Source organism: Dyella japonica DSM 16301 (assembly GCF_001010355.1).
Taxonomy (GTDB): Bacteria; Pseudomonadota; Gammaproteobacteria; order Xanthomonadales; family Rhodanobacteraceae; genus Dyella; species Dyella japonica.
This window is the reverse complement of record NZ_JPLA01000009.1, coordinates 17,170-33,771: the sequence shown is the minus strand read 5'-3', so window position 1 is coordinate 33,771 and position 16,602 is coordinate 17,170. Positions and strand designations below refer to the sequence as shown.

Genomic DNA, 16,602 nt, shown 5'->3' with positions numbered 1-16,602 from the left:
CGAATGGAATGGCGATGGCGGCCGCTCGCCGCCATCGCAGGTCGATCAGAACTTGTACGAGATCATCACGCGGTTGTACGTGAACGACTCATTGCCTGGATTGAGGTTCCCGGTGCCGCCCACCGAACGCTCCCAGCGGTCGCGCAATTGCAGACCTTTGAGCACGCTGTCCATGTTGTAGATGATGTCGAAGTACAAGTCGTGGCTGGTGCCACGCTCGACCGAGTCGTACTTCGCATAGGCCGCCACCAGCTGCAGCTTCTTGTCGAAGAAGTTGTATTGCGCACGGCCCTTCCACGCATGCCCCGGGCCGATTTCCACCAGGCCGCGGATCATCGAGGTGGTGAATAGCGGATCGGTGCCGTAGTTCACCGTATACGGCGAGATGAGCGCGCCGTTGCCGACCGCACCCGATTCGCTTTCGAGTTTGTTGTAGGCGAAGTCGATGCGGCCGTCATAGATCGACGTACCGATATCGGCGCCCCACGACTCGGCCTTCACCCGATCACCCGCCACCCCGACCAGTTTGGTGTGGGTCTGCACGAAGATGTTGTCGCTGCTACTGCTGTTCTCTTCGAGCGCCTGCACCGCGATGAAGGGATTGAACGGCGTGCCGGTGGTGAACGTATAGCTGCCGTTGATATAGCCCATGCGAGCAAAGCGAAGGAAGTTGTAGTACCAGGCCTCCCCCTTGAATCCACCGCTGGTGTAGTTGGTGCCCGCGGCCCAGGTGCCATTGGCTTCAGGCGCAGTGAGCGGCAACGCGCCGTTGTTGCCGTACATGGAATCGCCGTTGTACTTCGACGGGTAGTACAGGTTGTCGTCGTACATGCCGTTGGAGGTGCGGCTCTTCCAGCTGAAGGTGCGGATGGCGAAGATGTTCCAGTCTTTCACCGGCGTGAATTCCGCCAGCGCCGCGTTGTACGAGGATGGAATCACGCGCGAATCGTTGCCGCCCATCCACGGCGTGTTGAGATACTGATAACCGCCGCGGAACAGAAACCAGTCGCGCTTGAATTGCAGATAGGCCTGGCTCCAGGCACCCAGCGAGCTGTTGGGGCCCATCAACGAGGTGTCAACCTTGGCGGGGTTGTCGTCCTTGGTGCCCAGCATATTGGCCGTCACGAACGAACCGCCGACACTGAAGCCGCCCCAGAACGCGCCGGTCTGCGCGTTGATCAATGCAGCCAGCGAGAGCGCATGCGCATCGGGCGTGGCCGGTGTGTCGTACAGGCGATTGAAGTCGTACAGGCGCAACTCGCCGTCGACGTGGCCGTTGGTGAAGATGTCGTTGAAGCTGTTGTTATTGCTGTTGCCATCGGCCTGCGCGCCGGTAGCGCAGACGGCGAGGGCCAGGGCAACTGCCAGCTTGCTGCGCATGTGTCTCTCCCCACTTGAGCGTTCGGAAACGACGGACGCGCGCGGCCACCCCGCCGGCGCTATCACCTCAGAGTGTAGACGGTTTATGACAGCGGGATGACAGCGCAGCAAGCCTCGTTTATGAGCATTTGCCATGACCACATGGACGTAAGTTCTTGAGCCTGCTCAAGTGGTGATGTGATGCAGATGCGGCACCGGTGCGCTACCAAATCGCAGCAGCCATTCGAAATCTCGTGCGACCGCCACATTGCTGAAACATTCCATCACATGGACCCGCGCGGCGACGCCCATGCGGCGAGACAGCTCGGGATCGCACATGGTCACGATCGCATCCCGCCAGGCAGCGACATCGCCAGGCTCGATCAGCAACCCGGTGACGCCATCCTCCATGGTTTCCGGTATGCCGCCGATGCGGCTGCCCAGCACCGGCACGCCGCATGACTCTGCCTCGATGGCCACGCGGCCAAACGTCTCTGGTTCCACCGAGGGAAAAGCGAGGAAAGAGAACGCTGGGCAATAACGCGCGGTGTCGTCCACCCAACCAGTGAAGTGATGCCGCGTCGCCGCCCCGCCCTGCTCGGCCATGCCGTGCAGCACGTGCTCCTCCGGACCATTGCCCACCCACAGCACATGCAGGCGTGGCTCGCTGGCCATCGCGGCATTGGCCGCCTGCATGAGTTGTGCAACACCCTTGCCGCCATGCATGCGCCCCGCATAACCCATCACGATGGCTTCTTCGGGTAGGCCAAATTCGCGGCGCACCTGCGCTTGCCGTTGCGGGTCGGGACGGTAGAGATTGGTGTCCACCGGGTTATAGGAAATCTGCACGAGCTCCGGCGGCACGCCGCGCGCGAGGTAGGCATTCCTGGCGTAATCCGACACCGCGATGAAGCGCTGCGCCAGTCGAGGTACGCCATACTCGGAGACTTTGCTCATGCGCGGATTGCGATGGCGGAACAAGGCCACCGGCGTACCGGTCAGGCGACCGCAGGCAATCAAGGGCCAGTATTCCTTGCCGAAGTTGCCGACCAGCCAGTCCGGCGCGAACTGCGCGATGCGACGAAGCACGGTGGCATAGCCGCGCAGGTCGAACGCATTTCGAAACGTGCTTGGAAATGTCGGAATACGCGCCGATTGCATGCCCGCACCGATCAGGCCATGACGGGACACGATGCTTTCCACCGAATGCCCGGCCTGCGACAGCGCACGCGCCAATGCCACGAAATGCGTGGCGGCTCCCGTGTTCTCGGGATTGGTACCCACAAAGAGCAGCTTCATGCGCGACGATCCTCATAGCCGGTGAGGACCTTGGCCGCCACCTGGGGCAGCAGGTGATGACGCGCCACCTGGATGCGCGGCAGCCGCCACAGATCGGTGCTGGCGCCGGTGCTCGCGCGGCCGCGATCAGTGGTGGTCGCCGCGGCGTAACCCGCGTCGCGCGTGGCGTCGACGGCTCGCTCGTCGTAGTCGCCGTAGGGGTAGCAGAACTGCGTGACGCCTACGCCGAGGCGATCCTCCAGCTCGGCCTTGCTGCCGTGGATTTCGTCGCGCTGTTGTTGATCCGTACACTGGCTCAGACGCACATGCGTGCGTGAGTGCGCGCCCACCTCCATGCCACCCGCATGCCAGGCCCGCAGCTGGTCGACGGACATCAACGCCTTGCGGACACCTAGCTTGTGCTCGTCCCAGGCGTTGTACCGGCCGATATAGCCGCTCACCGCGTAGCACGTCGCGGTGAAACCGTAGCGACGCAGCGTGTCCAGCGCGGATTCGAGATTGTCGACGTAGCCATCGTCGAGCGTCAGCACGGCCACCCTGCCCGTGCGCTCGCCGCGCAGGTAAGGCATGGCCTCGGACATCGATAGGCCGCGATAGCCCAGCGCTCGCAGCATGGCCATCTGTCGCGAGAACTTGGTGGGCGAGACGTACAGACTGCGGTAGACGTTGATGCCGTCGGGCACCGACGCAATGTTGTGATACATCAGGATGGGGAGTTTCACGACGCGCCTTCGGATGCAGGAACAGGGAGAGCTGTGTTCCTGTTACTCCGCGAGAGCTGCGAATACCTTTCGCTTGCTTGCGTCTACTTGTCGCCTTACACGGCGTTTTAACTGCATGCGCCTGTAACTGACAGATGACTTTCGCGAGCATGAAGCCCGGCTGTCTAACCCTCGCCGAGCGCGCCGAAACGATGGACGTCCAAATCGCAAGAACCCATCGCAAGAGATCGTGCGCTGCAGGCAAAGCGGCGCCTCGCTGCGTTGAATCACCAACGCATGGCGCGGTCGCATTCTTTACGCGATTTATATGCCGTCGGCCGGCGCACGATATCGATTCTTTACGAAACGCCTGACGACAATATCGGCATGGCGACACACACAAACCGCTCCCGCGCTATCGGATGGCGAACCACCGGCATGGTGCTGTCGGCCCTGTTGTTCGCGCTATCCATCGTTGAGCTGATCTTGCGGCCTGGCGACGACGCGGCCGTATGGCGTGGCCTCGCCCTGTCGTCGCTTTATCTGCTGATATGCCTGAGCCAGCGCCGCCTGTTCGCCCCTGCGCGAACGCGAGACAACCGTCGACTGCGTTGGTAGGAACTCACGATGTAAGCGGATTGGTGGCATCGACGTTCTCGATACGACCAACCATCGCGTCGGCGTGCCGATAGCTCGATGAGATCAGGAAGGCTTGCAGCCGGGCGGCCGCAGGTCGGGTGAGCGGGCAGCAACCATGCACCTGCGGCACCGGTTGCAAACCTTCCTGATTTCGTCGCAGCACCGCTGGCGACGACGTGGCGCAAGGAATGCGCTCTTGCAGGCACAGCCGTGCGCCTGGGCAGGGTCCATCACCAACCCGCCCGAACGCAGACCCCCGGCTGGCCCACGCAAGAGCGCACTCTTTGAACCACGCGATCAGCCCAGCGTGTAGGGACCACCGCGCTCCAGCGCACGTCGATACGCCGGACGTTGCTGCACGCGTTTCACAAAAGCGGCGATATGCGGAAGCTTGGCTCGAAGCCCGCTGCGCGCCATGGCCGCTTCCATCGGAAAGCTCATCTGGATGTCCGCCGCGCTGAACTCACTGCCGACAAACCAGCCGGTCTGCGCCAGCTCGTTGTTGACGTAATTCAAATGCAACGCCAGCTGCGGATCGACAAAGGTGGACTGCAGCTTGTTGGCAATCTGTCGCGCGATGGGCTTGGCAAAGAACGGCATGGGCGCCGTGGCAATACGCGACGCCACCAGCTTCAGCAGCAGCGGCGGCATGGCCGAGCCTTCGGCATAGTGCAGCCAATAGGTAAAGCGCAGGCGCTCAGGCATATCGGGCAGCGGCGCCAGTCGGCCGGTGTCGTAGCGGTCCACCAGGTATTCGATGATGGCCCCCGACTCCGCCACGATCTGCCCGTCGTCCTCGATCACCGGCGATTTCCCCAACGGATGAATCGCCCTCAATTCCGGCGGCGCCAGCATGGTCTTGGGATCGCGCTGGTATTTGCGCAGCTCATACGGCACATCCAGCTCCTCCAGCAGCCAGAGCACGCGCTGGGAACGGGAGTTGTTGAGATGGTGGACGGTGAGCATGGAGGTCGCCAGCGGGGTGAAAATCGGAGGCTAGCATGGCGGTGGATGGGCGGGTGTGCGGGAGTCCGCGGTGGGCGTTGCAGGTGGCTCATGGGGTCGCTGGGGCGATGGTTGGCATCTAGCGCTTGCCTGTGGGAGCGCACCCTGTGCGCGACCGCCACGCTGGGATGTTCCGCTCCGTAGGTTTGTCGCGCACAGGGTGCGCTCCCACAAATGGCGGCCCGAACCTCATATCTGTGACCGACAACGTGCGCCCCCCTCTCTGTAGGAGCGCACCCTGTGCGCGACCGCCACGCTGGGGTGTACCGCTCCGTCGGCTGGTCGCGCACAAGTGCGCTCCTACAAATAGCATCTCGCAAGCTTTCATCCACAACCCAACGCCTGCGCACCCTTGTAGGAGCGCACTTGTGCGCGACCGCGGGGCTGGGATGTACCGCTCCGTTGGCTGGTCGCGCACAGGGTGCGCTCCTACATGGTCAGGTCGCCGCGGGAGCAAGGTCAGTGGCGAGGCCAGCCCCGCTTTTGCCACAAACCCAACAGCGTCCCGCCCGGGCGTCGCGATATATTTCGCGACCGCGACTCCGTTCGATGCGTTCGCGTCGGATGCCGCATGGATGCCAAGGGGGATGACGTGAATCGATTGCCCGGTCTGGATGTGCTGCGCGCGATGGCGATCGTGTGGGTGATGATTTTCCACTCCTACATCATCGGCGGCTGGGGACACTTCGGCGGGATCGAGCAGAACGGCTGGATGGGCGTGGACCTGTTCTTCGTGCTCAGCGGCTTTCTGATCGGGTCGCAGGTGCTCAAGCCGCTGGCAGAGGGGCGGAGTTTTGAGTTCGCGGACTTCTACCAGCGCCGCGCCTTTCGCATCCTGCCGGCCTACCTGGTGGTGCTGGCGGCGTACTTCATTTGGCCGTCCGTGCGCGAGCAGGGGGAGCTGCAGCCGCTGTGGCAGTTCCTCACCTTTACGGTCAACCTGCTGATCGACGCCAAGGACCACCTGGCGTTCTCGCACGTATGGTCGCTGTGCGTGGAGGAGCATTTCTACCTGCTGTTTCCACTACTGGCATGGTGGCTGGCGCGGCGTCCGTCCATGCGTCGGTTCGTGCTGGTATGCACGGCGGTAGTGCTGGCGGGGATGGCAGTGCGTGGCGTGATGTGGGTCCGGGAACTGGCGCCGCTGGCCGGGCTTGACCAAAATTCCTATGGAAAAACCTTCCTGGAGCGCATTTACTATCCCACGTGGTCCCGTCTGGAAGGCCTCTTGATGGGCGTGATGCTGGCTACGGCCAGGGTCTACCGGCCCGTCCTCTGGTCCCGATGGGGACGACATGCCAACGGCTTTCTGCTCGCAGGGGTAGCGGTAGTCGGCGGTGCGATCATGCTGTTCCGCGATCGGACCGGCTTCATTCCCACCGTGGTGGGATATCCGTTGCTTTCCTTCGGACTGGGCTTGCTGGTGTTGGCCGGCGCTCAAACGTCAGGCGTGCTTGCGCGCCTTCGCGTACCGGGTGCCGGCTGGTTGGCGGCGGTGTCGTACAGTCTGTATCTGTCGCACAAGGCGGTGTTCCATCTGGTGGAATCCGCGGTGGGGGAGCAACTGGACGGTCATGGCCTGCTGACTTTTGCGGCTTACGCGTCAGCGGTGTTGGGGGTTGGAGCGTTGCTTCACTACTCGGTGGAGCGTCCATTCCTGAAACTGCGGACGCGGGTTCTACATCAGGCGCCGGCTGCGGCGCACGCCTCCGGGATGATGGCCGGAGCCGGAAGGGATGCGGCCTGATACGGGTTAGGGGATTCACTCTAAGGGGAGGGTGTCATGTGCAAGCTCATGCGCATTGTGTGTTTCATGCTGCTGTTGTCCGTCGTGCCTTGTTCTGTGTTTGCCGCCACCGCGGCACCGGCGGGCCCTTGCCGAACGATTGATCCGTCCACCTGCGCCAATGCCAACCAGCTCTCGCGGGCAAGCGGCTTCGTGACGGCGCTGGGTCATTTCGCCGGCGACAGCAAGGTCAACTATTTCCGCGGTAGCCGCTCGGTGAGCGAGCAGGCCTTGTCGGCGCTGGGAGGCTCCTCGCCGTCGGTGCAGGTGCTGGCCGATAAGCGTTTCCTGTTCACCGCCTGCCCGGCGCGTGAATGCGGCGGCAGTGCGGCCGCGGTGATTCTCAACGAGTACGGCCAGATTGAGGCGCTAGGTTTTTCCAGCTACCACTGCGATACCGCCTGCGACGATTTCCGCCACCTGGACTTCTACGTCCGCAAGGACGGCGACAACGAGGCGCTGATCAGCGAGTTGAAGGCGTGGGGCCTGGGCGATCCGCTCAAGAGCACGCTGTGGCGTCCCGAGGCCGACCAGGGCATCGAGAGCCGTGTAGACGTCCATTTGCTTCCGTAAGCGGAGCATGCATATCGACGGTCGCCCGATCCGGCGGCCGTCGAGGCGGCTACAGGCAGCTAGGCCTGGAGCACGATGCGGTAGCGCGCCTTGCCCTCTTCGAGGTGCTTGAGCGCGGCATTGACCTCCGCCATGGGGAACATCTCCACCTGCGGACGTATGTCGTGGCGCGTGGCGTAATCGAGCAAGGTGGCGATATCCACCGGTGCTCCGGTGGGCGAACCGGAAATCTCGCGCTCCGTCATGATCAGCGCAAACGCCGAGACGGGTATGGGCTCAAGCACCGCGCCCACCACATGCATGCGGCCGCGCGGCGCCAGCGTAGCAATCAGCGCTGCCCAGTCCAGCGATACGTTCACCGTCACCAGCAGCAGATCCAGCGAGCCGGCGATGCCTGCCATCGCATTGGCGTCGCGGCTGGACACGACATGGTGCGCGCCGAAGCTGCGCGCCTCGTCGGCCTTCGAGGGATTGGAGGTGAAGGCCGTGACTTCGCAGCCCCAGGCGCGGGCGAACTTCACCGCCATATGGCCCAGGCCGCCGATGCCGACCACGCCGACGCGCGCGGTCGGGCTGATGCGGTAGGACAGAAACGGTTTGAGCACCGTGATGCCGCCGCACAACAGCGGGCCCGCGCTGGGCAGGTCGATGCCGTCGGGCAGGGGGATGGTCCAGGCCCAGTGGGCACGCACCTTATCGGCAAAGCCGCCGTGATGAGCACCGATGGTCGGCTGCAACTCGGGAAACAGGTTTTGGTGCCCCGACAGGCATTGGTGGCAGTGCATGCAGCTGCCTGCCGTCCAACCGATGCCCACGCGCTGTCCCACCTTCAGGCCTTTGGCCTGCGCGCCAAGCGCGGTGATGCGTCCGACCACTTCGTGGCCGGGCACAAAGGGAAAGCGCGACATGCCCCACTCGTTGCTGATCATGGAGAGATCCGAGTGGCACACGCCGCAATAATCCACTGCCACTTCCACTTCTTCGGGCCCGAGCGGGCCAAGATCGAACTGGGCAAGCACCAGCGGCTTGCCCGCTTCCTGGACAGCCCAGCCTTGCATGGTTGACATGACGTCGCTCCGATCGGGAAGGGTGGCGAGTGGCGAAACCGGCAGTGTAGGGAGCACCGTGTCGGTGCCACGTGTAAAGCGCGGCGATGGACGAATGACGCGCGCTGTTGGCATGCTGTTCCATCCCCATCAAGCGGAGCGCTCCCATGCAATACCGTCGCCTTGGCACATCCGGCCTGCAGCTTTCCGCGCTTTCCTTCGGCGCGTGGGTCACCTTTGGCACCCAGGTGGGGCGTTCGCTGGCGCGCGATCTGCTCGCGATGGCCCACGATCACGGCATCAATTTTTTCGACAACGCCGAGGTCTACAACCATGGCGTCGCCGAGACGCTGATGGGCGATGTGCTCGCCGATCTGCGCTTTCCCCGCGACAGTTATTGCGTGTCGAGCAAGGTGTATTTCGGTGCGGTCGACAATCCGCTGCCGACCCAGCGCGGCCTGTCGCGCAAGCATGTGATCGAAGCCTGCCATCAGGCGTTGCAGCGTTTGCGCGTCGATCATCTGGATCTCTACTTCTGCCATCGCCCCGATCCGGACACACCGATCGTCGAAACCGTGGCAGCGATGGACACGCTGATACGCCAGGGCAAGGTGCTCTACTGGGGCACCAGCGAATGGCCGGCAGAGGCCATCATCGAAGCCCATCGCGTGGCGCGTGATCACCACATGTTTGCGCCGACCATGGAGCAGCCGCAGTACAACCTGCTGCACCGCGAACGCGTGGAGCAGGAATACGCGCCGCTATACGACACCTACGGCATGGGTACCACCATCTGGTCGCCGTTGGCCTCGGGTCTGTTGAGTGGCAAGTACAACCATGGCGTGCCTGCCGAATCGCGCCTGGCGCAGCCGGGCTATGAGTGGCTGCGTGAAGCGGTGCTTGAGAACGATGGCTCGCGGCTCGACAAGGTACGACGCCTGGCGCCGATCGCCGATGAGCTCGGCGTCTCCATGGCGCAGCTGGCGATCGCCTGGTGCCTGGCCAATCCGCATGTCTCCACGGTGATGCTGGGGGCGAGCAAGCTGGAGCAGCTGGAGCAGAATCTTGGTGCGCTCGCCTTGTTGCCTAAGCTCGATGGGGATGTGTTGAAGCACATTGCCGCGGCCGTTGCGTGATGTGAGGCCTCATTTTGTGGGAGCGCACCCTGTGCGCGACACGCCACGCGTGGGAGTAACGCTCCGTAGGCTTGTCGCGCACAGGGTGCGCTCCCACAGTGAACAGCTATTGCCCGCGCATTGCCACAACTGGCCTTCGCGTCGCCTGACGAACGCCCGGCGCATTCGCAAAAGCGCGACATCCTGCCCCGACTTTCCATCACGGATGTTGGCCCATGAAACTCTCCCGCATCGCGATTGGCAGCTGCCTCGCGTTCGCCGCAGTCACCGTCGCGCACGCCGACAAGGCGGCCTGGACGCAGCCGCAGCAGCCGTTTCGCATCTACGGCAACACCTATTACGTCGGCACGCGCGGGCTCACGGCCATCCTGATCGCATCGTCGGACGGCCTGGTGCTGATCGATGGCACCTTGCCGCAGAACGCGCCGATGGTGGAGGCCAACATCAAGGCGCTGGGTTTTCAGCTGCACGATGTGAAGCGCATCCTCAATTCGCACGCGCATTCGGATCACGCCGGCGGCATTGCCGCGATAGCGCACGATAGTGGTGCGCAGGTGATGGCAAGCGAGGTGGGTGCGAAGGAGTTGCGGCTGGGTGGCCACTATCCCGACGATCCGCAGTACGGCGATGCGCCGACGTATCCGCCGGTGAGCTCGGTGGGTGTCGTTGCTGACAACGGCGTCGTCCGCCTGGGCGATGTGACCGTGACGGCCCACTACACGCCTGGGCACACTCCCGGCAGCACCACCTGGACCTGGCAGTCGTGCGAGGGCAAGCGCTGCCTCGACATGGTGTATGCCGACAGCATCAGCGCGCTCACGGCAGGCAATTTCCGTTACAGCGATGCGGCCCATCCGGAACGGGTGAGCAACTACCGGCGCGGCCTGGCCGTGATCGCCGGCTTGCCCTGCGAGATCCTGATGGTGCCGCACCCCGACCAGATCGATTTCCTCGAACGCGTCGCGCGCCGCAAGCCCGGGACGCCCGATCCGCTGGTGGACCCCGCCGCCTGCCGAGCCTACGCGCAGCTGGGGACCCGCAGCCTGGACGAGCGGCTGGCCAAGGAGCGCGTAGGGCAATAGACCGCCGATAAAACAGGGTGTTGACACTGAAATGAGAATTATTATCATCTAAGGTGTCACCACTCTCCTGCGGAGCTCCACCATGTCCACGACGGTTTTGTCCCTTCCCCAGGGTGCCGACGCCCTGGCGCGCCCGTTCCGCCTGCTCAGCCTGAAGCCTTCGGCGCCCTCGTCCGATGCCGCCACCCGTCGCGTTTCCAGCCAGATGCTGCTCAAAGGCGAGCGTGAACTGGTGATCCAGCACCAGGGCAGCGAATACCACCTGCGCCTGACCCGCAACGACAAGCTGATCCTTACCAAGTGAGGTTCGCCTCGGCCCGTGCTCCGGCGCGGGCCGAGGCGGGCATGCCGTCCCCCGATGGAGCTTCATGGGCAAGGACGCCTTCAACCGGCCATGGCCGGGACACCTCCCCAAGACCACCAGCCACGCGGTTCTCCCCGGACGCCAGCCAGGTCCCTTCCTGCCAAGGAGTACTGACGATGTTTGGCTGGCTTGCACATGCGTTCGCGACGGTTCGCTCCAGTGCCGATACGGCGGCATGGACCATCAGCCGCAGCTCGGTGCGGATCGACGGCACCACGCTCGCCGCGCGCCTGCCGCTGCTGGGCGGCGTGCTCTACCTGCCGGCCTGCGCCTCCTCGCGCCCCGCGCGTGAGCTGGCCCCGGGCTGGCTGGTGACGCGGCTGGATCTGGCGCCGTTGCTGCAGACAGAAGAACTGCGCGCGTCGAGCATGATCGGCGCCGACGGCCCGCGCGAATGGATCGACTGCTTCGATGCGTCCGGCGCGTTCTGCGCCCGCCTGCATCTGTTGCCGGACACCGACTATCTCGCCTGGGACGCCTTGCTTGCCGGCGGTACGCCGCTGCCGGCCGCGCCGGTTTGTCCGGGCGAGGTGGCGTGCAAGGCCGCGATCGCGCAGCTGCTGCGCTTCCGCACCACGCGGATGGCCTCGCTGGACGTGCTCGATACCTTGCCGCTGGGGCAACTTTCCTCGCTGGGGCGGGGCATCGCCCGCGACGTGGCGAGGGCGGCGGCGGTCTCGCTGGCGCCGGCGTTCGACTAGGGTCGCGCCGCGAATGCCGTCCGCGGACGCTTGTCCGCTTGTCCGTGCAGGTGTCCGCGGACAGCTGTCCGCCCTCGGTCCATGTTCTCAACCCACTGAAAAATAGCGAATAAATCGACGCTTGAGGCTTGGCACGCGGATTGCTGAGTAGGGTCAGGGGCCGCATTGTCAGCGGCCAGGGACCCATCGATGATTCGCGATACCTCCGCACAAGACCGACTGGTCGAGGTCAAATCCAATCCCAAGCGCCGGATGCTGCTGATCGGCATCGGCGTGGCCGTGCTGGCCTTGCTCGCCTTGTTCGGCCCGCGCATTGGCCGCCTGTTCTCGGCCGATGCCTCGGTCAGCAGCTCGCGCCTCGCGTTCGCCACGGTCGAGCGCGGTCCGTTCGTCCGCGACATCGCCGCCGAGGGCAAGGTGGTGGCGGCAGTCAGCCCCACGCTCTACGCCACCTATGGCGGTGCGGTCACGCTCAAGGTGCACGCGGGCGATGCGGTGAAAAAGGGCCAGGTGCTCGCCGTCGTCGACAGCCCCGAACTGACCAACAAGCTCGCACAGGAAATGAGCGCCGCCGATGCCATGCAGGTCGATTACCTGCGTGCGCAGATCGACGCGCGCAAGACGCGTGGCGAACTGCAGAAGGCTTTCGACAACGCCAGCATCGACAAGCAGGGCGCCGAACGCGACCTCGCCCGCTATCAGAAGGCGTTCACGCTGGGCGCGGTGCCCAGCATGGACGTGGACAAGTCCAAGGACACGCTCGAGAAGATGCGCATCACGCTCGAGCATGCCAAGGCCGATCTGGCCACCAATACCGACAGCCTCAACTTCGACATCCAGTCCAAGAAGCTCGCGCACGATCGCCAGCTGCTGCTGGTGAAGGATCTGCAGCGCCAGGTGGACGACCTCAACGTGAAGTCGCCAGTCGATGGCCAGGTCGGTCAGCTGTTCATTGCCGAGCGCGCCACGGTGGCCAAGGACGCCCAGCTGGTCAGCGTGATCGATCTGTCCGCGCTCGAAGTGGAAATGAAGGTGCCGGAAAGTTTCGCGCGTGACCTGGGCATCGGCATGACCGGCGAGATCAGCGGCAACGGCGCCACCTGGAAGGGCCTGGTCAGCGCCATTTCGCCGGAAGTGGTCAACGGCGAAGTTGCGGCCCGCCTGCGCTTCGACGGCCAGACGCCCAAGCAGCTGCGCCAGAACCAGCGCCTGTCCGTGCGCATCCTGCTGGACAAGCGCGACAACGTGCTCACCGTGCAGCGCGGTTCCTTCGTCGACGAATCGGGTGGCAGCTATGCCTACCTCGTGCGCGACGGCGTGGCGGAAAAGCATCCCATCCGCGTGGGTGCCAGCAGCATCGACAAGGTGGAAATCCTCGATGGCCTCAAGGAAGGCGACAACATCGTGATCTCCGGTACCGACAGCTTCAAGGGCGCCCAGCGTGTCGCCATCTCTAATTAAGCAACCTCCAACTAATCACCACCACTCGAAGGACAACACCATGCTCAAGATGACTCATCTGTCCAAGGTCTACCGCACCGAAGTGGTGGAGACCTATGCGCTGCGCGACTTCAACATCAACGTGAACGAAGGCGAGTTCGTGGCCGTGACCGGTCCGTCCGGTTCGGGCAAGACCACCTTCCTCACCATCGCCGGCCTGCTGGAGACCTTCACGGGTGGCCAGTACCACCTCGACGGCGTGGAAGTGAGCAACCTCAACGACAACGAGCGCTCGCGCATCCGCAACGAGAAGATCGGCTTCATCTTCCAGGCGTTCAACCTGATTCCCGACCTCAACGTGTTTGACAACGTGGAAGTGCCGTTGCGCTATCGCGGCATGAAGGCGGCCGAACGCAAGGAGCGCATCATGGATGCCCTCGAGCGTGTGGGTCTTGCCTCGCGTGCCAAGCACTATCCGGCCGAACTCTCCGGCGGTCAGCAGCAGCGCGTCGCCATTGCGCGTGCGCTCGCCGGCTCGCCGCGACTGCTGCTGGCGGACGAACCGACCGGCAACCTCGACACGCAGATGGCGCGTGGCGTGATGGAGCTGCTGGAAGAGATCCATCGCGAAGGCGCGACGATCGTGATGGTGACGCACGATCCGGAGCTGGCTGCCCGCGCGCAGCGCAACGTGCACATCATCGACGGCCAGGTGGTCGACCTGGCGGAAGACCCGCGCTTCCACCACGCCGTGCACGCCGCGCGCAACAACGCTCCGGCCTGATAACCGGTCACCGATGCCTCCCGCTTCGGCGGGAGGCGGCTTGAAGCCCTTGTAAAGGACGATCATGTTCGCCTACTACCTCCAGCTTGGCTTGCGCAGCCTCCGCAAAAACCCGCTGTTGACCCTGCTGATGGTGTTGGCGATCGGCTGCGGCGTGGCCGCGTCGATGACCACCTACTCGGTGTTCCGCGCGACCTCCAATAACCCGATCCCGCAGAAGTCTTCGCAGCTGTATGTGCCGCAGATCGACAACTGGGGCCCGGAAGCGCAGCAGGACAACAAGGGCGAGCCGCCCAACGCGATCACGTATACCGACGCCATCAACCTGATGCGCGACAAGCGGGCGACGCGGCAGACGGCCTTGTTCCCGGCAGCGATGTCGATCGTGCCGGCGGATCCGTCCATGCTGCCGTTCCGCGAAACCAGTTACGCCTGGTATGCCGACGCGTTCCCGATGTTCGACATTCCCTTCCTCTATGGCCATGGCTGGACGGCCGACGAAGATGCCTCGCATGCCGCAGTGGCCGTGATCGGCAAGGCGCTCAACGACAAGCTGTTTGACGGCGCCAACAGCGTAGGCAAGAACATCAACCTCAACGGTCGCGATTACCGCATCGTCGGTGTGTCGGCCAAGTGGAACCCCGAGCCGGTGTTCTACGACGTCATCAACACCAATGGCTTCGATGATCCGATCGAGGTGTTCATTCCTTTCACGCGTGCCGTGGAAGTGCAGACGACCACCAACGGCAACAACAACTGCAGCAAGGATCCGGGCAAGGGTTGGGATGCGTGGATCAAGTCCGAGTGTGTGTGGCTGGGCTTCTGGGCGGAACTGCCGACGACGGCGCAGGCGGATGCCTATCGCCAGTACCTCAACGGCTATGCCGCCGAGCAGCAGCGTTCCGGCCGCTTCCACTGGGCGCCCAATACGCGCCTGCGCAATGTGACGGAATGGCTCGACTACCAGAAGGTGGTGCCGCAGGAGGCCAAGGTCTCGCTGCTGGTGTCGCTGGGCTTCCTGCTGATCTGCCTGGTGAACACGGTTGGTCTGCTGCTCGCCAAGTTCATGAAGCGCGCCTCGGAAATCGGCGTGCGCCGTGCACTGGGTGCAACGCGCAAAGAGATCTACCTGCAATTCCTGATCGAAGCGGCCGCGATTGGCCTGGCCGGTGGCGTCGTGGGCCTGGTGCTCACGGGGCTGGGCGTGATGGGCATCTCGCTGGTGTTCGAACCGGACATCGCCAAGTTGGCCACGCTCGACGCATCGCTGGTCCTGCTCACCATGTTGCTGGCGATCCTGGCGACGGTGCTGGCGGCCTTCTATCCCACGTGGCGTGCTGCGCAAGTGCAGCCGGCGTGGCAGCTGAAATCCAACTGAGGCGACGACCATGCTGCAGATCAAGCCCATACTCGCCGCGCTCAAGCGCCACAAGGCAGGCACCGTCCTCATCGCCATGCAGATCGCCCTGACTTTGGCGATCGTCTGCAATGCGATCTTCATCATCCACCAGCGACTCGATCGCGTGCAGCGTCCCACCGGCATGGTGGAAAGCGACCTGATGGCGATCCAGACGCGCTTTGTCGGTACCGAGGAAACCAAGGCCGGTCCTCTGGTGAAGGCGGACCTGGTCGCGCTGCGCCAGCTTCCGGGCGTGCAGGACGTCGTGGCCTTGAACTCCTATCCACTGCGCGGCGGCGGTTGGTCTACCGGCGTGCGCACCGATCCGGATGCAAAGAACTCCAAGGGGCACACCACGCAGTACTTCGGCGACGAGCACACCTTGCCGACCATGGCGCTCAAGCTCATCGCGGGGCGCAACTTCCGCGCGGACGAGATCGTGGAAGCCGATCCGCAGGCCGTGCCCGATCCGGCTGTGATCATCGTCAGCAAGGCGCTGGCCGAGAAGATGTATCCGGAGGGTTCGGCGCTGGGCAAGGTGATCTACATCGGTGACTCCAAGTCGCCCAGCACCATCGTGGGCATCGTGGAGCGCCTGCAGGTGCCGTGGAATGGCACGTGGTCCGATTCGTTCTACGAGAACTCGCTGATCCAGCCGGTGCAGCTCACCAGCGCATTCACCAACTACCTGATCCGCACCAAGCCCGGCCAGCTGGCCGATGTGCTGAAGGCGGCGCCGGCGGCGCTGGTGAAGACCAACCGCATGCGCGTGATTCCTTCCGAGCGTGGCGTGCGCAGCTTCGCCCAGGTGCGTGAGTATGCGTACAAGGGCGACCGCGGCATGGCCATCCTGATGGGCGTGGTGTGCCTGGTGCTGCTGGGTATCACGGCGGCGGGCATCGTCGGCCTGACCAGCTTCTGGGTCGGCCAGCGTCGCAAACAGATCGGCGTACGGCGCGCGCTGGGCGCGACCAAGCACGACATCCTCAGCTACTTCCTCACCGAGAACCTGCTGATCGGCATTGCCGGCGTCCTGATTGGCGCCTTGCTCGCGGTCGGCATGAACCTGTGGCTGGTGACGCAGTTCGAGATGGCACGCTTGTCGATCGTCTATGTGGTGGTGGGCGTGGTGACGCTGCTGTTGCTGGGGCAGGGCGCCACGCTGGCGCCGGCCATGCGCGCCTCGCGGGTGTCGCCGGTGGAAGCCACGCGCTCGGTCTGACCGGCGCGTGGTGTAGCAAGACCAAGGATGGCATGACCTGTTGGGAAACTTGAGGTAACGATGAGC

Annotated in this window: 16 protein-coding genes; 11 read left to right on the top strand and 5 right to left on the bottom strand. The window is 64.0% G+C overall.

The features are described 5' to 3' along the window. Window positions 1–45: 45 nt before the first annotated feature. The 3 genes from Y882_RS03655 to Y882_RS03645 all read right to left on the bottom strand — a co-directional run bounded on the left by Y882_RS03655 (window position 46) and on the right by Y882_RS03645 (window position 3,362). On the bottom strand, window positions 46–1,380 hold the full coding sequence (locus Y882_RS03655) for a hypothetical protein (RefSeq protein WP_046970530.1): 1,335 nt from the start codon (window positions 1,378–1,380) through the stop codon (window positions 46–48). A gap of 165 nt (window positions 1,381–1,545) precedes the next feature. Next, window positions 1,546–2,658, bottom strand: coding sequence for a glycosyltransferase family 4 protein (locus Y882_RS03650; RefSeq protein WP_046970529.1), 1,113 nt, complete (start codon window positions 2,656–2,658; stop codon window positions 1,546–1,548). Continuing rightward, on the bottom strand, window positions 2,655–3,362 hold the full coding sequence (locus tag Y882_RS03645) for a polysaccharide deacetylase family protein (protein ID WP_046970528.1): 708 nt from the start codon (window positions 3,360–3,362) through the stop codon (window positions 2,655–2,657). The genes Y882_RS03650 and Y882_RS03645 overlap by 4 nt, the downstream gene beginning before the upstream one ends. A gap of 384 nt (window positions 3,363–3,746) precedes the next feature. On the opposite strand from Y882_RS03645, the gene Y882_RS03640 reads away from it, so the two are divergent. After that, on the top strand, window positions 3,747–3,977 hold the full coding sequence (locus tag Y882_RS03640; protein ID WP_156171315.1) for a hypothetical protein: 231 nt from the start codon (window positions 3,747–3,749) through the stop codon (window positions 3,975–3,977). A gap of 318 nt (window positions 3,978–4,295) precedes the next feature. Here the strand turns inward: Y882_RS03640 and Y882_RS03635 are convergent, their stop codons facing one another. Next, window positions 4,296–4,964: a glutathione S-transferase family protein gene (locus tag Y882_RS03635; RefSeq protein WP_046970526.1), complete on the bottom strand. Its 669-nt coding sequence runs from the start codon at window positions 4,962–4,964 to the stop codon at window positions 4,296–4,298. 610 nt (window positions 4,965–5,574) lie between these two features. On the opposite strand from Y882_RS03635, the gene Y882_RS03630 reads away from it, so the two are divergent. Together Y882_RS03630 and Y882_RS03625 are read left to right on the top strand one after the other, a co-directional pair. Then, window positions 5,575–6,750, top strand: coding sequence for an acyltransferase family protein (locus Y882_RS03630; RefSeq protein ID WP_046970525.1), 1,176 nt, complete (start codon window positions 5,575–5,577; stop codon window positions 6,748–6,750). Window positions 6,751–6,786: 36 nt separating this feature from the next. Then, window positions 6,787–7,362: a hypothetical protein gene (locus tag Y882_RS03625; RefSeq protein WP_046970524.1), complete on the top strand. Its 576-nt coding sequence runs from the start codon at window positions 6,787–6,789 to the stop codon at window positions 7,360–7,362. A gap of 59 nt (window positions 7,363–7,421) precedes the next feature. Here the strand turns inward: Y882_RS03625 and ahr are convergent, their stop codons facing one another. Beyond that, on the bottom strand, window positions 7,422–8,429 hold the full coding sequence (gene ahr, locus Y882_RS03620) for an NADPH-dependent aldehyde reductase Ahr (protein ID WP_046970523.1): 1,008 nt from the start codon (window positions 8,427–8,429) through the stop codon (window positions 7,422–7,424). Between the two features lie 146 nt (window positions 8,430–8,575). Between ahr and Y882_RS03615 the strand changes: the two genes are divergently transcribed. From Y882_RS03615 to Y882_RS03580, 8 genes are all read left to right on the top strand, one after another. After that, on the top strand, window positions 8,576–9,544 hold the full coding sequence (locus tag Y882_RS03615; RefSeq protein WP_046970522.1) for a potassium channel beta subunit family protein: 969 nt from the start codon (window positions 8,576–8,578) through the stop codon (window positions 9,542–9,544). Between the two features lie 215 nt (window positions 9,545–9,759). Beyond that, the gene (bla, locus tag Y882_RS03610; RefSeq protein ID WP_046970521.1) at window positions 9,760–10,626 is read left to right on the top strand and encodes a subclass B3 metallo-beta-lactamase; all 867 of its coding nucleotides are present in this window, start codon (window positions 9,760–9,762) and stop codon (window positions 10,624–10,626) included. A gap of 82 nt (window positions 10,627–10,708) precedes the next feature. Further along, window positions 10,709–10,930 (top strand): hemin uptake protein HemP, encoded by a 222-nt coding sequence (gene hemP, locus Y882_RS03605; protein ID WP_046970520.1) that lies wholly within the window; start codon window positions 10,709–10,711, stop codon window positions 10,928–10,930. A gap of 176 nt (window positions 10,931–11,106) precedes the next feature. Beyond that, window positions 11,107–11,691 carry a hypothetical protein gene (locus tag Y882_RS03600; protein ID WP_046970519.1) on the top strand — a complete coding sequence of 195 codons (585 nt, stop codon included), beginning with the start codon at window positions 11,107–11,109 and terminating at the stop codon, window positions 11,689–11,691. Window positions 11,692–11,880: 189 nt separating this feature from the next. Next, window positions 11,881–13,152 (top strand): efflux RND transporter periplasmic adaptor subunit, encoded by a 1,272-nt coding sequence (locus tag Y882_RS03595; protein ID WP_046970518.1) that lies wholly within the window; start codon window positions 11,881–11,883, stop codon window positions 13,150–13,152. A gap of 40 nt (window positions 13,153–13,192) precedes the next feature. Further along, a complete protein-coding gene (locus tag Y882_RS03590; protein WP_046970517.1) occupies window positions 13,193–13,915 on the top strand; it encodes an ABC transporter ATP-binding protein in 723 nt (240 codons plus the stop codon). 64 nt (window positions 13,916–13,979) lie between these two features. Beyond that, on the top strand, window positions 13,980–15,293 hold the full coding sequence (locus tag Y882_RS03585) for an ABC transporter permease (protein WP_046970516.1): 1,314 nt from the start codon (window positions 13,980–13,982) through the stop codon (window positions 15,291–15,293). Between the two features lie 10 nt (window positions 15,294–15,303). After that, window positions 15,304–16,536, top strand: a complete 1,233-nt coding sequence (locus Y882_RS03580) for an ABC transporter permease (RefSeq protein ID WP_046970515.1) — start codon at window positions 15,304–15,306, stop codon at window positions 16,534–16,536. The last annotated feature ends 66 nt before the right edge of the window (window positions 16,537–16,602 follow it).

Coding starts and splice junctions, on each gene's coding strand:
- Y882_RS03655 (WP_046970530.1), bottom strand. CDS start 1,380: ATGCGCAGCAAGCTGGCAGTTGCCCTGGCCCTCGCCGTCTGCGCTACC.
- Y882_RS03650 (WP_046970529.1), bottom strand. CDS start 2,658: ATGAAGCTGCTCTTTGTGGGTACCAATCCCGAGAACACGGGAGCCGCC.
- Y882_RS03645 (WP_046970528.1), bottom strand. CDS start 3,362: ATGTATCACAACATTGCGTCGGTGCCCGACGGCATCAACGTCTACCGC.
- Y882_RS03640 (WP_156171315.1), top strand. CDS start 3,747: ATGGCGACACACACAAACCGCTCCCGCGCTATCGGATGGCGAACCACC.
- Y882_RS03635 (WP_046970526.1), bottom strand. CDS start 4,964: ATGCTCACCGTCCACCATCTCAACAACTCCCGTTCCCAGCGCGTGCTC.
- Y882_RS03630 (WP_046970525.1), top strand. CDS start 5,575: ATGGATGCCAAGGGGGATGACGTGAATCGATTGCCCGGTCTGGATGTG.
- Y882_RS03625 (WP_046970524.1), top strand. CDS start 6,787: ATGTGCAAGCTCATGCGCATTGTGTGTTTCATGCTGCTGTTGTCCGTC.
- ahr (WP_046970523.1), bottom strand. CDS start 8,429: ATGTCAACCATGCAAGGCTGGGCTGTCCAGGAAGCGGGCAAGCCGCTG.
- Y882_RS03615 (WP_046970522.1), top strand. CDS start 8,576: ATGCAATACCGTCGCCTTGGCACATCCGGCCTGCAGCTTTCCGCGCTT.
- bla (WP_046970521.1), top strand. CDS start 9,760: ATGAAACTCTCCCGCATCGCGATTGGCAGCTGCCTCGCGTTCGCCGCA.
- hemP (WP_046970520.1), top strand. CDS start 10,709: ATGTCCACGACGGTTTTGTCCCTTCCCCAGGGTGCCGACGCCCTGGCG.
- Y882_RS03600 (WP_046970519.1), top strand. CDS start 11,107: ATGTTTGGCTGGCTTGCACATGCGTTCGCGACGGTTCGCTCCAGTGCC.
- Y882_RS03595 (WP_046970518.1), top strand. CDS start 11,881: ATGATTCGCGATACCTCCGCACAAGACCGACTGGTCGAGGTCAAATCC.
- Y882_RS03590 (WP_046970517.1), top strand. CDS start 13,193: ATGCTCAAGATGACTCATCTGTCCAAGGTCTACCGCACCGAAGTGGTG.
- Y882_RS03585 (WP_046970516.1), top strand. CDS start 13,980: ATGTTCGCCTACTACCTCCAGCTTGGCTTGCGCAGCCTCCGCAAAAAC.
- Y882_RS03580 (WP_046970515.1), top strand. CDS start 15,304: ATGCTGCAGATCAAGCCCATACTCGCCGCGCTCAAGCGCCACAAGGCA.